Source organism: Chitinophaga sp. W3I9, assembly GCF_050434025.1.
GTDB lineage: Bacteria > Bacteroidota > Bacteroidia > Chitinophagales > Chitinophagaceae > Chitinophaga.
Genome location: NZ_JBNPWC010000001.1, coordinates 3,931,026 through 3,945,815 on the forward strand (window position 1 = coordinate 3,931,026; position 14,790 = coordinate 3,945,815).

The 14,790-nt window shown below is 47.9% G+C and carries 8 protein-coding genes; 4 read left to right on the forward strand and 4 right to left on the reverse strand.

Annotated elements, in window-relative coordinates; translation table 11 throughout:
- Positions 1-12 precede the first annotated feature (12 nt).
- Positions 13-1,821, forward strand: a complete 1,809-nt coding sequence (locus tag QFZ51_RS16145; protein ID WP_429047170.1) for a RagB/SusD family nutrient uptake outer membrane protein — start codon at positions 13-15, stop codon at positions 1,819-1,821.
- 175 nt (positions 1,822-1,996) lie between these two features.
- On the opposite strand, the gene QFZ51_RS16150 is transcribed toward QFZ51_RS16145, so the two are convergent.
- Both QFZ51_RS16150 and QFZ51_RS16155 read right to left on the reverse strand, forming a co-directional pair.
- Positions 1,997-2,746 (reverse strand): phytanoyl-CoA dioxygenase family protein, encoded by a 750-nt coding sequence (locus tag QFZ51_RS16150; protein WP_429047171.1) that lies wholly within the window; start codon positions 2,744-2,746, stop codon positions 1,997-1,999.
- Between the two features lie 227 nt (positions 2,747-2,973).
- Entirely contained in the window at positions 2,974-7,770 is a 4,797-nt protein-coding gene (locus QFZ51_RS16155) for a PKD domain-containing protein (RefSeq protein WP_429047173.1), read from the reverse strand.
- 201 nt (positions 7,771-7,971) lie between these two features.
- Here QFZ51_RS16155 and namA point away from each other — a divergent pair, with 201 nt between their 5' ends.
- A complete protein-coding gene (gene namA / locus QFZ51_RS16160; protein WP_429047174.1) occupies positions 7,972-9,042 on the forward strand; it encodes an NADPH dehydrogenase NamA in 1,071 nt (356 codons plus the stop codon).
- Positions 9,043-9,087: 45 nt separating this feature from the next.
- Here the strand turns inward: namA and mgrA are convergent, their stop codons facing one another.
- Together mgrA and QFZ51_RS16170 are read right to left on the reverse strand one after the other, a co-directional pair.
- Complete coding sequence (mgrA, locus tag QFZ51_RS16165) at positions 9,088-10,080, reverse strand: L-glyceraldehyde 3-phosphate reductase (protein WP_429047176.1); 993 nt, start codon at positions 10,078-10,080, stop codon at positions 9,088-9,090.
- A gap of 258 nt (positions 10,081-10,338) precedes the next feature.
- Complete coding sequence (locus QFZ51_RS16170) at positions 10,339-11,250, reverse strand: acyl-CoA desaturase (protein ID WP_370913031.1); 912 nt, start codon at positions 11,248-11,250, stop codon at positions 10,339-10,341.
- 169 nt (positions 11,251-11,419) lie between these two features.
- On the opposite strand from QFZ51_RS16170, the gene QFZ51_RS16175 reads away from it, so the two are divergent.
- Positions 11,420-11,998 carry an HdeD family acid-resistance protein gene (locus QFZ51_RS16175; protein WP_370913032.1) on the forward strand — a complete coding sequence of 193 codons (579 nt, stop codon included), beginning with the start codon at positions 11,420-11,422 and terminating at the stop codon, positions 11,996-11,998.
- Positions 11,999-12,126: 128 nt separating this feature from the next.
- Positions 12,127-14,736, forward strand: coding sequence for a M1 family metallopeptidase (locus tag QFZ51_RS16180; RefSeq protein ID WP_429047179.1), 2,610 nt, complete (start codon positions 12,127-12,129; stop codon positions 14,734-14,736).
- Positions 14,737-14,790 lie beyond the last annotated feature (54 nt).

The following is a 14,790-nucleotide window of genomic DNA, read 5'->3' on the forward strand; positions in this document are numbered from 1 at the left end:
AAAAGTAGGATCATGAAATCATTATATCATATACTATTGAGTGCGGCCATTGCAACTCCCTTCATCTCCGGTTGCAGCAAGAGTTTTCTCGAACGCACCCCGCAATCTTCCCTCGAAGAATCTTCCCTCACCAATAAAAAGGGTGTAAATACGCTGCTCATTGGCGCCTATGGTGCATTGGACGGGCAGGATTTTAAAGATGGCGATATGGTGAATATCTCCGGTGGCAGCGGTTTTGCCGTATCTCCCGATAACTGGATCTATGGCAGCGTATGCGGTGGGGATGCCCATAAAGGCAGCGATCCCGGTGATGCTGCCGCTATTTTGCAAATCGGCACTTTCGTGGGGAATGCTACCAACGGCTTCTTCAATGATAAATGGCGCGTAAATTATGAAGGCGTGCGCCGCTGTAACTTTGTATTGCACATCCTGCCAAATGTTACAGATATGACGGAAGATGAAAAGAAAGAACTGGCAGCGGAAGCCCGGTTCCTTCGCGGTCATTTTTATTCCGACCTGAAAAAGATGTTTGATAATGTTCCCTGGGTAGATGAAAATTCCAACAGCTATAACAAGCTCGATGTAGATGAATATAAAATACCGAACGACAAAGACGTTTGGCCGATGATTGAAGCGGATTTTAAATATGCAGCTGAAAATCTTAATGAAATACAGGATGTAATAGGTCGCGCTAACAGCTGGGCCGCCAAAGCCTACCTGGCTAAAACATTGCTCTATGAAAAGAAATATGCGGAAGCCATGCCCATTTTTGAAGATGTGATTGCGCACGGCGTTACCGCCAAAGGAACTCCTTACGCCCTCACTACAAAGTTCCATGATAATTTTGATGCTTTTACAGAGAATAACAGTGAAGCAGTGTTCTCCATTCAATACAGCGCCAACGATGGTTCCGGCGGCACCGGCAACGCTAACCAGGGCGAAATGCTGAACTATCCTTACAACGGACCTTTCAGCTGCTGTGGTTTCTACCAGCCTTCACAAGACCTGGTGAACTCCTATCGCACCGACGCCAATGGGCTGCCCTACATCGACGACTTTAACAGCCATCCTGTGAAGAACGACATGGGACTAGCCAGCAGCGCCGCTTTTACACCGGATGCAGGTAACCTGGACCCTCGTCTCGACTGGACCGTTGGCCGCCGCGGTATTCCTTTTCTCGACTGGGGCAATCATCCTGGTATGAATTGGGTGCGCGACCAGCAATCCGCAGGTCCTTATGCCGCCATCAAAAACGTGTACATGCAGGCTACCCAGGATAAATTTTATGATGGTAATGGCTGGGCGCCCGGCAACGCCATCAACTATGTGCTGATCCGCTTCGCCGATGTGTTACTCATGGCAGCCGAATGCCAGGCACAGGCCGGAAGCCTGGCTACCGCACAGGATCATGTCAACACTGTTCGCACGCGCGCTGCAAATCCTGTTGGCTGGGTAAAAACATACCTGAATCCATCACACCCGATGGACGGATATACCAACACGCCCGCTGCGAAATACAACATCAAAGCTTATCCTGCCGGCGCCTTTACCGCCAACGGCAAAGCATGGGCCATCAAAGCCATCCAGTTTGAACGTAAGCTGGAACTGGCAATGGAAGGGCACCGCTACTTTGACCTGGTGCGCTGGGGCATCGCACAAACAGAACTGAACCGCTATTTCAGTTACGAAAAAAATATCACCACCGACATCGTGAACGGCAGCTTCACCAGCAAAAACGTGCGGTTCCCTATTCCACAACGCCAGATCGATCTCAGTGTTAAAAACGGTACGGCTACGTTGAAGCAGAACGCGGGGTATTAAGCGGAGTTTGTCTTTCTCGCTGATTATACTGATTACTTTGATTTTTACTTTTGGATTTTATAAAGGATTAAGGGAGATAGCAGCGGATATTCGCTTTTATCTCCCTTAATTATTATTAAGAAAATCTAAAAATCAGGAAAAAATCCAAAAGTAAAAATCCAGCTAATCAGTATAATCAGCGTAATCCTGAGCCAAGACAAAATCCGCTCTGAGCCTCTGCCCATTCGAGGCCACCCGCCAGTTGCCGGTTGCTGAATTCGATGTGGATTACACGGCGGTTACGACCGTTGCTGCTGCGTCCGGAGGCATGCATCAGTAAAGGCCGCATGATCATCACGCTGCCTTTGTTTACGCGGCAGCTAACATCCGGTGTTTCGTTCAGGTTAATACTGTCTGCCCGGTAAACACCTTTGGCGTGTGAGCCTGGCAGTACTTTTAATGCGCCGTTCTGTTCATCTGTATCGTCGAGGTGAATGCGGAGGGTATAGATGCTTTCCAGGATGTCTGTTGGCGGCTGTACTGCGAATTGGCCGGGTTTCACGGTCCAGGGGCCGTAGCCGGCTACGGAGAGCTTCTCTGTTACGGAAATAGTGAGGTCCTGGTGCCAGGCAACAAACCAGTTGGATTGCCCGGGCTTATCAAAATAAATGGATTTAACAGGCACATGCTGTTCGCCAAACAGCTCCCTGATAATTTGCCTGATACCTGGTGTAAATATCAGCGGGGTGATGGCAGGAACCTCCTGCAAAAAACAACGGATGGCAAAGAGATCGTTGGTTTTCCGGAATAGAGGACCGGTAGGATCCACGCTGTCGATCAAAGCAATCATTTCCCCGATGGCACTTTCCGAAAATATACCGGGAATCACCGTATATCCGTCCCTGCTTAATTCCAGCCGGTGTTGTGTGATGGCGTCGTTCGTCATGTTCAACTATTCTTTTGCAAATTAACGCGAATTTTGTCTTTCTCGCTGATTACGCTGATTATACTGATTACTTTGATTTTTACTTTTGGATTTTATAAAGGATTAAGGGAGATAGAAGCGGATATTCGCTTTTATCTCCCTTAAATATTATTAATCTAAAAATCCAAAAGTAAAAATCAAAGTAATCAGTATAATCAGCGTAATCAGCGAGAAAGACAAAATCCGCGTTATTTAATCAGCGTAATACTCCCTTTAAACTCGAATTTCTCGCCGCCTTCGCACACGGTTTGCATGGAGTAAATATAAGTGCCCATTGGCGCTTCCTTGTTGCCGCTACGGCCGTCCCAGCCGGAGGAAGGCGAGTTGATAGCGAAGTGGGTGTTCTCAAATACAAGGGTACCCCAGCGGTCGTAGATGCGCAGCCACTCAATTTCTTTTACACCTTTTCCTTTTGGATAGATGCGTTCATTTCTGCCATCATGATTGGGGGTGAAGGCGTTTGGCATAAAAACGGCGCCCTGGTTGCAGAGAATGTGCAGCACTACTTCGTCGGCAGCTTTGCAGCCATATACGTTTTCTACTTCTACCCGGTATTTTGTCGTGAAATCAGGCAGTGCCTGCACCCGTGTACAGGTAGCGCAATCCAGGAATTCCGCAGGTGTCCAGCGCCAGCGGATTACATCATTGCTGGCGTGGGCCGCCAGGTATACAGGGATGCCCGCCATAATTTCACGGTCTACGCCAGCATTTACGGTTGGGGCAGGATTTACTTTTACGGTAAGGGAAGCTTTATCGGAGAAACAATTGTCTTTGTCGAACCCGGTTACCTCATACACGTATTGCCCTGTGGCGTTGAGCGTGGCTACAGGCGCAGGGGAGGAGGGCTTGTCGATTCCGGTGCCGGTCCACGTATAATAATCCGTGCCCGATACCTGTAGCGGCAATTTATCACCGAGACATAAAACAGTATCAGGCGTTGCCTGTATCTTAAAGGGCTGTACTACGCGTATTACTACTTCATCGTTATTGATACAGCCGTTGTTGTCGGTTACCTTTACCTGGTAGGCGGTGGTTGCCAATGGTGCGGCCGTAGGGGTAGCGATGGTGGGATCGTTTAGCCCGGTGGCAGGGGTCCATTCATAGGTGCCGCCGCCGGCGGCGTGTAATACAGTGGTGTTACCAAGACAAATAAAATCTGCGGGGGCGCTGGCATTGACGTCCGGTAAGGGTAAAATATTCAGTGGATGTATTTTTTCGTCCGTGCAGCCGTCTTTGCTGGTAACGGTGAGCTTTACCTGCACCAGGCCGGGCTGCGAATAAGACAAGGCCGCTGGTTGCTGCACATCACTGGTGGTATTATTACCCAAATCCCAGCTCCAGGTAACGTCATTCGTTTTGGTAACGCTGCCACTGAAGGTAACCGGCACGTCCTTGCACGCTTTATCGGGCGCGCTGATGGCAGCTAACGGCTTCGGGTATACGTTTACCGGTACCGTTACGGTTTGTGTGCAGCCGTATTTAGTGGTGGCCGTCATGCCGAAGATGTATTCGCCGGTTTTGTCCAGGTGAAACACCGGTGTGGTAGTATTGATATCCGTTGGAGTAAGTGCGGCATCATAGGTCCAGGTATAAGCAGGTGTAATACCTAGTTCATCTGCAGAATAGCTATTAAACGCAGGCGCAAAAGTAAGCGTTCCTGCATCGCATATTTTTGCGGGAGAAGGATTCAGCTTAATATCCAGCTGATCTATTACCACCGGGTGATCCAGGAAGGCGCTGCCTTTACAACCGGCATCATCTTTCAGTAATAGCCGTGGTTTATAAATGCCAGGTTCGGTGAAATGATGTTTTATTTCGAGCGACGTGGTTTGTTCAACGTTACCATCCGTAAAGTCCCAGCTGAAGGTCGTTGCATTTTCCGGCTTGATGGTAAAGGTGATCTCTTTTTCCAGGCAACCGCCGTCGGCACTGGTAGCGATGGTAGCGTACGGCCCGGTAACGATCACTATCTCGCTGTATTCATCTTCAGTGCCGGCTTCTCCGTATACCTTTAATTTTACGGTATAATGGCCGGATTCTGTGTAGGTATGTACGGGATCACTTTGATTAGAGGTACCGCCATCACCAAAATCCCAGGAGCTGTTCAGATAGTTGAGGGACCGGTTACTAAAACGGAATATCATAGGAGCGCATTTTCCGCCGTTTACAAATTCTGATGTGTAAACAAAACTTGCGGCAACAGATGCCACTTTGATATTTTTGGTTACCTCGTCCGTACAGCCGTTATTGTCATTTACTTTTATAGTTACAGGATATGTTCCTTTATTGGGATAATTATGGGTTACATCCTGCATGGCATTGGAAGTATTATTGTCTCCAAAATTCCATGTTACCATAGAGATATTGCCACCCACTTCACTCGAGGTGTTGCGGAAAAATACGTCTGTACCGGGTTTTACTATATAGTTATCTGCTTCAAAATCGGCTATGGGGCCATTCACCTGGATATACCTGCCATCAAATGTATTCCTGCAACCTTCTTTATCCGTAATAGTAACGGAGGGCTGGTAATAGCCGGATTTGTTATAGGTATGTTTGAAGGGAGGGGTTGTAAACGTCTGCGGAGTGCTTCCGTCCCTGAAGTCCCATTCCCATTTTACAATTCCACTGCTGTTACTGACATTTGAATTATCAGTAAAGCTCATTTCGGTGCCGCGGCAGGAATAGGGAACGGGGAAATTATAATCTGCAACAGCGCCGCGTACGTTTACATCAATCGAATTACTGGTGTCTACACAGCCGAGATCATTGATACCAATTACCCTTACGCGATATTTACCGGGTTCCATGATGTAATAACCAAACGACTGGGAAGAATTATTGTGAAAATTGCTAAGATCGTTTAATTGCCAGTAGTAACCAGCTACATCATAATAGGAAGGATCAGCTTTAGTAATGGTGGTGGTCAGCGCCTCACCGGCGCACAATATGGTTTTATCAGTAGTGATTTCAATCGGGGATTTAGTATATATACGCGCCATTACTTCTTTAAAAGTGGTGCAATTGCCCGCTGTTGTAGTAAGTTTAATAATATAGGTGCCGGTTTTTTGGTAATAATGTGAGATCTTATTGCTGCTCACCGTATAAGCAGTATCCTGCCCGTCGCCCCATTCCCATTTCCAGCCGGTGGCGCCCAGAGAACCATCGGTCACGGTGATTACATTCCGGTTCGCACAATCCACATCGTCTATCGTAAACCGCGGGAAGGGATCAACAGTAGTGATGTATGCCTTTTTGGTAAGCGTAGCAGGGCAACCGCCGTTCCATACGGTAAGTGTTACATCATATGCACCGGGTTCACTGTATTCATGTTGAGTGCTTTTATGGCCATCTCCTGCGCCGTCTCCAAATTCCCAGAACCAGGCATCGGCAACATCAGATTTGTCGTTAAAGGTAACCATAGAATTCCCACAAACGATAGGTGCATTGGGAGAACTGAAATCTACCACTGGTTTTTTAAATACCCTGACGTCGTTATAAACTTTTATTCTGCCTGTACAGCCTGCCGTGGTGGTATATTGGAGATATGTTTCGAAGATGCCGGATTTTTTAAAAATGTGGTTTGGTGTGGCTTCATGGGACACCGGGCTGCCATCCCCAAAATCCCATTCATATTTTGTAATGGGATCATTATAGTTGCCAATGGCGGTAAAGCCGGACGACATGCCTTCGCAACCACTGTCATTATAGGCGATGGCAGATATTTTTGTAGTATAAACCGTCACCGCACTGTAGCTGTTCATAGCGCAACCGTTGCTGCTGGTGCCGGTCAACACAATTTGGTAAGCGCCTTCTGCCTGGTAAATATGAGAAGGGTTTTGTTCGGTGGAACTTTGTCCGTCCCCAAAATCCCATTTCCAGCTGCTGGCGCCGGTTAAATTGTCTTTGAATTTGACGGTAGCCGGTACCGTGCAGGTCGGAGGACTTTCTATCAGCAGATTCCCTGTGGGAGCGGGATTAATAACCGCTTTTTTCTCTACTACTTCTTTACAGCTTCCATAGTTGGCGGTTAGCCGTACCGTAATAGTGCCGGCACTGCCATAGGGCATATAGGTGGCGTTGTCGAAGTTGCCGTAAGCGTTTTGTCCATTAAATTCCCATAAGGTGCTGTTTGGAGTAACCCCGCTAAAACTGGCATTAAAGGTGGCATATTCGTTAGAACACATAAGCGCCGGAACAATAATGTCGGTACCATAGTTGGCGACGTTGATATCGTTTACTTCTTTTGTATCACTGCATCCTCTTTCATTGGTAACCGTGAGCTTAATGCTGTGCTGCCCTTTGTTGAAAGTATGTTTGGCGGGATCTTTTTGAGTACTGCTGCCACCATCATCAAATTCCCATTTATACGAAAGGGTCCCCGGACCTGTAGAAGTGTTTTTAAAGAACACATCGGCCGGACCACTGCACAAGGTTTTTTCTGTTACAGTAAAATCAGCATTTATAGCAGGGGCTACATCTACTGCCTTATCCAGTACTTTGAAATTCGTGCAGCCATAGCTGTCAGTTACACTAAGTACTACACTGTAAATTCCTGGTTTGCTGTAAATGTGATCAACTACGCCGCTGCCGTTCTGTAAAACTTCGCCGTCGCCAAAATCCCAGCTGAAGTTTTGCAGGGTACCTTCCGCTGTGGATTTATCCGTGAACGTAGTCGTAAACGGTGCGCATCCTTTGCCGGAAGACACACTGAAGTTTACTGACGGCTTTGCCCTTACTGCGATATAGTTTGTTTTAACGGCTGTTTTCGTACTGCCATCTCCGAAGGTTACTTTTAGCGATACAGTATATTTTCCTGTTTTTACATAGGTGGCGCCGGGATTTTTTTTGGTAGAAGTAGTTCCATTCCCGAAGTCCCACAGCCAGGCGGTGGGGTTACCGGTAGACAGGTCGGTGAAACTGGTGATGAGCGATTCACAATCGCTGGTGGCGGAAGCAGAAAAGTCGGCGTTTTGTTGCGCCAACGCACATAAACTGATAACAAAACATAGTACAAGGGATACAACAAATTTGCATCGGACAGGGAAACGGTACATCGGACGTATAGGTATAAGCCCTAAAAATAGGCTTTTCCGCGGATATTTGCTTTGCCTGGCGTGTCTTGAATATTATGTTTTCGCTATACGATTAATGCTTAATTTTAAAGGTCTTAAAAGCAGCGTTTTATGTCACATTTGTTTAGCCCTCTGCAATTGAGGGAAGTTACGTTCAGGAACAGGATAACGGTGTCGCCTATGTGTGAATATTCTTCTACCGATGGATTTGCCACCAACTGGCATCTGGTGCATCTTGGAAGCCGGGCAGTGGGCGGCGCAGGACTGGTGCTCACGGAGGCCGCAGCCGTATCCCCCGAAGGCCGTATTTCCATTCACGACCTGGGTATCTGGAAAGATGAGCACATACCTATGCTGCAGGAAATCACCTCATTTATTTCCGCGCAGGGCGCCGTTCCTGGTATTCAGCTGGCGCATGCCGGCAGGAAAGCCAGCACACTAAGACCGTGGGAAGGCAGCCGCGCCCTGCCCGCAGAAGACGGTGGATGGCAGGTGGTAGCGCCCAGCGCCATTCCTTTCAACGACGTATATCCTATGCCGGTAGCACTCACGGAAACAGGTATACGTAAAGTGAAAGATGATTTTAAGACCGCCGCTGTCCGGGCACAGAAGGCCGGCTTCCAGGTAATAGAAATACACGGCGCGCATGGTTATCTCCTGCACAACTTTTTATCTCCCCTTAGTAATCAACGTACAGATGAATATGGAGGCAGTTTTGAAAACAGGATACGGTTGCTGGTAGAAACAATAGAAACCATACGGGAAGTGTGGCCGGAGCAATATCCTTTGTTGTTGCGTATTTCGGCTACCGACTGGGCGGAAGGTGGATGGAACCCGGAGGAAGCTGTAAAGCTGGCGGCAATTGTAAAAGGGAAGGGGGTAGACCTGGTAGATTGTTCTTCCGGCGGACTGGCCGCACATCAGCAAATTAAAGTGGGACCTTTATACCAGACTCCTTTTGCAGAGAAAATCCGGAAGGAAGCCGGTGTTGCCACCGGTGCAGTAGGATTAATTACCACAGCAGAAGAAGCAGAATCTATCATTGCCGAGGGGCGTGCAGATATGGTATTGATGGCGCGTGAAATGCTGCGTGATCCATATTTCCCGTTGAGGGCGGCCCATGAACTGGGGGCTGAGATCAAATGGCCGGTGCAATACGAGCGGGCAAAACGAAGAAAGTAGCAGTTAGCCGTTAGCAATTTCTGCTAACGGCTAACCACCAAAAAACTATTTCAGTATCGCTTCAATAGCGTCCAGTTCTTCTTTTGTAAAGGCGGTATTTTTCAGCGTATCCAGGTTGTTGTCCAGCTGAGCAACAGAGCTGGCGCCGATCAATACGGTGGTAATCCGTTTGTCTTTCAGGATCCAGGCCAGCGCCATCTGGGCGAGGGACTGGCCGCGTTGTTGCGCCAATACATTCAGCTTTTTTACTTTCTCAATTCTTTCAGGCGTTACTTCACCTTCCTGCAGAAATCCTGTTGGTTTGCTGGCGCGTGAGCCGGCCGGGATACCATTCAGGTAACGGTCTGTCAGTAATCCCTGTGCCAGGGGAGAGAAGGGAATGCAACCTACGCCGTTGGCCTCCAGTACATCCAGCAGTCCGCCTTCTATCCAGCGTTCAAACATGCTGTATTTAGGCTGGTGTATGAGGCAGGGCGTACCAAGCGATTTTAATATCTCTACAGCGACTTTTGTTTGCTCGGCGGTATAGTTGGAAAGTCCCACATACAACGCCTTGCCCTGTTGCACAATGCTATGCAGCGCTCCCATTGTTTCCTCAACAGGGGTAGCCGGATCCGGGCGATGAGAATAAAAAATGTCCACATATTCGAGCTGCATGCGGCGTAAACTCTGGTCCAGGCTGGAAACAAGGTATTTACGGGATCCCCAGTCGCCATAAGGACCAGGCCACATGGTATAACCTGCTTTAGTAGAAATGATCAGTTCATCCCGCAGGTGCCCGGTGAAATCCTGTTTCAATATCCTGCCGAAATTCTCCTCCGCACTACCAGGTAATGGCCCGTAGTTATTGGCGAGGTCAAAATGAGTGATACCCTTATCAAAAGCGTTATGAATAATACTGCGTCCGTTCTCAAAATTATCAACAGAGCCGAAATTGTGCCATAAACCCAGTGATACGGCAGGCAGCTGTAAACCGCTCTTACCGCACCTGTTGTAGGTCATATTGTTATACCTGTCTGCAGCGGGTGTGTAATGCATGGAATTTTAATTTTAGGGAGACAAGATAGAAAAATAAAGCGGATTTTGTCTTGGCTCAGGATTACGCTGATTTTACTGATTACCTGGATTTTATTCTTTTGGATTTTATAAAGGATTAAGGGAGATAGAAGCGGGTATTCGCTCTTATCTCCCTTAACTATTATTATACGAAAATCTAAAAAATCAAAAAAAATCAAAAAGTAAAAATCCAGGTAATCAGTAAAATCAGCGTAATCCTGAGCCAAGACAACATCCGCTTTAGCTCAGTTCCTCCACCGGTACGCGTGGAGCAGCTTCCTGCTTCAGCTTATTGCTTTCCTTCAGTTTGGCTGGAACCGGGCGTATTTCCCATACGATTCCCAGGAAACCCAGTGTTTTGATCACATAATAGGTGATATCAAATTCCCACCAGTAAAAGCCCTGTCTGGCTGCACTCTGGTAGTAGTGGTGGTTGTTATGCCAGCCTTCTCCCAGGGTGATCAGCGCCAGGATAGCACTGTTGCGGGACTCATCTCCGGTATAATATCTCTTATTACCAATTTTGTGCATAAGTGAGTTAATGGTAAAAGTACCATGATATAACAGTACGGTGCTCAGGAAAAACCCGATCAGTAAAGTAGATAACCCGGCGGACCAGTCGAACCAGCCAGTACCATTTACTTTATTGCCCACAAAATACACTGCTATTGCCAGTACCACTGCCGGTATCATATGCCATTTATTCAGCCACAACAATTCTTTTGCTTTGTGGTCCTTGATCAGGTCGAAACGGGTGGGCTTGTATTCCGGGCCCATGATCCAGCCGATATGCGCATACCAGAATCCGTAAACATTTGCTGAATGCGGATCTTCCGGGGTGTCGCTGTGTTTGTGGTGAATACGGTGATTGGCTGACCACCATAAGGCGCCCTTCTGTAAACTGCTTTGTGCACCTCCCGCCAGGATAAACTGGAAGAACCGCGACGTTTTAAATGCACGGTGCGAGAAATAACGGTGATAACCAGCCGTTACAAAAAACATACGTACTACATACAGTACACCGCACAATATCCAGTCAAAAGCTGTTGTACCGGTGAAAAATGCCAGTAAGGGCACCGCGTGAATGCCCATGAAGTCTGCCTGGTGCCACCAGTTAGGTGGCTGTCTTTCTTGCTTGATCGCCTTATTCATTCCACAAAGATAATTTCCGTCTTTTATTAAATAAATGATTTAAATCATTTGGACAAAGTTAAGTGCTTTTCCCCGGTTTTTGCGCGCCTATATTCCGGCGAACATTTTACAACCGGATGTGTTAGAGAGAAACGTAGTACTATCCTTTCATCACGTTAAAGTAATTATTATGTCACAATTCATTTCGGCTATCAGGAACAATGTGAAGTATTGGTGGTTGTACCTGCTCAACGGGATCATATTCCTCATTGCGGGTTGCGTTGTTTTCGCCAATCCCTTCAGCAGCTATGTATTGCTCAGCATATTCTTCAGTGTCACCCTTTTTGTGACAGGGATCTTTGAAATAGCTTTTGCTGCCGGCAACCGCAGGGGGCACCACGGGTGGGGATGGTCGCTGGCCTCAGGTATCATAGATGTAGTGATAGGCTTTATCCTGATGCTGTATCCCTCGGTAAGTATGGCTGTGATCCCGCTTTTCCTGGCTTTCTGGTTTTTGTTCAAAGGTATCAGTCTCATTGGATTCTCTATCCAGCTTCAAACAGATAAGGTGCCTAACTGGGGCTGGCTGCTGGTGGGAGGAATCGGGCTTATTATTATCGCTATCTTTATTCTCGATAACCCCGCACTCGGTGTGGCTACTGTACTCGGACTGATGGCCGCTGCCTTCTGGGGAACCGGTATTCTCAGTATTATCTTCGCTTTCCGTCTCAAACATGTTAAAAAAGAATTAAAAGAACACGGCCTTTAAAAAAAGATACGCCGTAGAAGCTGTTACAGCGAACCACAAAGTAATTCACCACTTTGCCGTTCGCTGTAACAGCTTTATACTGTCGGCATTTTCTGTATATTCGGTGCTGCTAAATCTATTCTCTTCCGATGAAAATCAACAGAATCTATGCTATCGCGTCCTTGTTATTATGCACCGGGATGCAGCAGGTAATAGGCCAGACAGTATCTAAATATGATGCGCATGAGGCTTTTTCCCCACTATTTTATCCTGCTCCCGGTAACGAATACCGCAGTGCAGGCGGACAACCAGGTCCGAAATACTGGCAGAACGCAGCAGATTATAAACTGGCCGTAACGCTCGACACGGCGCAACATCGTATAAGCGGCTCCGTAGTCATTACCTATAAAAATAACAGCCCGGACCAACTGCCCTTTTTATGGCTGCAGCTGGACCAGAACATTTACCGGGAAGATTCCCGCGGTAGCGCTACCGTAGCGGCTTCCGGCGAACGATTTGCTAACCGGAGCTTCACACAGGGCTTTGAGTTGAAAAGCGTAAACGTAGTTGCCAACGGCAAATCCGCCTCCGCCAATTACCTGGTAAATGATACCCGTATGCAGGTGAAGCTGGCAGATGCCCTTAAAACAGGCGCCTCCGTACAACTGAAAATAGATTACGCCTATACCATCCCGGAATATGGTACCGACCGCACCGGCCGCCTGCGCACCGCCAACGGATGGATCTACGAAATAGCACAGTGGTACCCACGCATGGCCGTGTATGACGATGTACTCGGATGGAATAATATACCCTACCTGGGCGCGTCCGAGTTTTATCTTGAATACGGCAACTTCGATTATACCATCACAGCTCCCGCCAGCCTGCTGATAGGAGGCTCCGGGCAACTGCTGAATGAAGCGCAGGTGCTGTCGCCGAAGGAAATGAGCCGGCTGGCCAAAGCGCGCAACAGCGATGAAACCGTGTTTATCCGCGACAGTGCAGATGTAAAAAACAATACCGCCAAAGGAAATCGTACCTGGCATTTCATATGTAAAAATACCCGTGACGTGGCCTGGGGCGCCTCCGCAGCGTTTATCTGGGACGCCGCGCGCATTAACCTGCCCGGTGGCAAAAAGGCGCTGGCGCAATCACTTTACCCGGTAGAAGTTGCCAGTAAAAATGGCTGGGGCAGATCCACCGAATATGTGAAAGGGTGTATCGAACACTACTCAGATAAATGGTACGTTTATACTTACCCGGTAGCCACCAACGTAGCAGGTATTGTAGGTGGAATGGAATATCCCGGTATTGTTTTCTGTAACTGGAAGTCCACCAAGGGCGGCCTCTGGGGCGTTACAGACCACGAGTTCGGACACAACTGGTTCCCCATGATCGTGGGCTCCAACGAACGTAAATACGCCTGGATGGATGAAGGCTTCAACACCTTCATTAACGGTATTTCCACTAAAAATTTCAACAACGGAGAATATGCTGCCCGTCAAAGTATGCAGAGAGCAGCCCCCATGCTGTTTTCCGCCAATGCGGAAGCCATTATGAATACCCCGGATGTTATCGGTCTCAATTACAATGGCATCGCGGCTTATTATAAACCCGCAGCAGGACTGAATCTTCTCAGGAATGAAATCCTGGGTCCGGAACGTTTCGATTATGCATTCCGGGAATACATTAAGCGCTGGGCATTTAAACACCCCACACCGTGGGACTTTTTCAGAAGTATTGAAAACGCCGCGGGTGAAGACCTTAGCTGGTTCTGGCGCGGCTGGTTTTTTAATACCTGGAAACTCGACCAGGCAGTAAAAGATGTGAAATATGTAAAGAACGATCCTGCCCAGGGCGCGCTCATCACCATTCAGAACCTGGAACAACTTCCCATGCCGGTAGTGCTGGCAGTAACAGATGCCAATGGTAAAACAGATACCGTTCACCTGCCGGTGGAAGTGTGGCAACGCGGCAACAACTGGACTTTCCGCTATCCTTCCACTACTAAGCTCACCAGCGTGATCATCGATCCCGCAGGCAATTTCCCCGATATCAACCCTCCAAATAACAGCTGGAAAGCAGACACCGGTAAACCTGTACCCGACGGTACTACGGGAACGGCTATACTAAAAAAATACATTGATGCCATAGGCGGCGCCGATAAGCTGAATAGCATAAAAGACCTGTTGCTGGAAGAAGATGGAGATATTGCAGGAACGGCTATTGAACGCAGTGTGCAGGCGAAACAACCCGATAAAATGCTGCAGGTGGTAAGCGTTCCGGTGAATAAGTTAATTGCCTATAAGTTGCTTATCAATGGCAATAATGTAAGTATGGCCCGCATGGGGCAGGAGGTGCCGCTTTCACCGGCGGACAAGGCTATACTGAAGGATAAAAACAGCCTGTTTCCCGAACTGCAATACCTTAACCATGCCGGCGATGTTAAGCTGGAACTGGCGCCGCTGACCGCCGATGTCAATAATGCAAGCGCCTATGTTATTGGTGTGGCTACTTCCAACGGGGCATTGCTGCGCAACTACTACGATGTGAAAACGGGCCTGAAAGTACGCACTGTTTCCCTGCCGGGACAGGAAGGCAATGAAAAGGAAACCACTACTGATTACACTGATTACCGCAACGTGAATGGTGTACAACTGCCGTTTACCATTACTACCAATACAGGCGGTTATGATGCGGTGATGAAAGTGAAAAAGGCGGCTATTAACAGTGGGCTGGGAGATGATATATTTAAATAATTGCCGGCAGGCCACTCCCTTACAGGCGGCATAAAGGTGGCATACTTGTCTTAA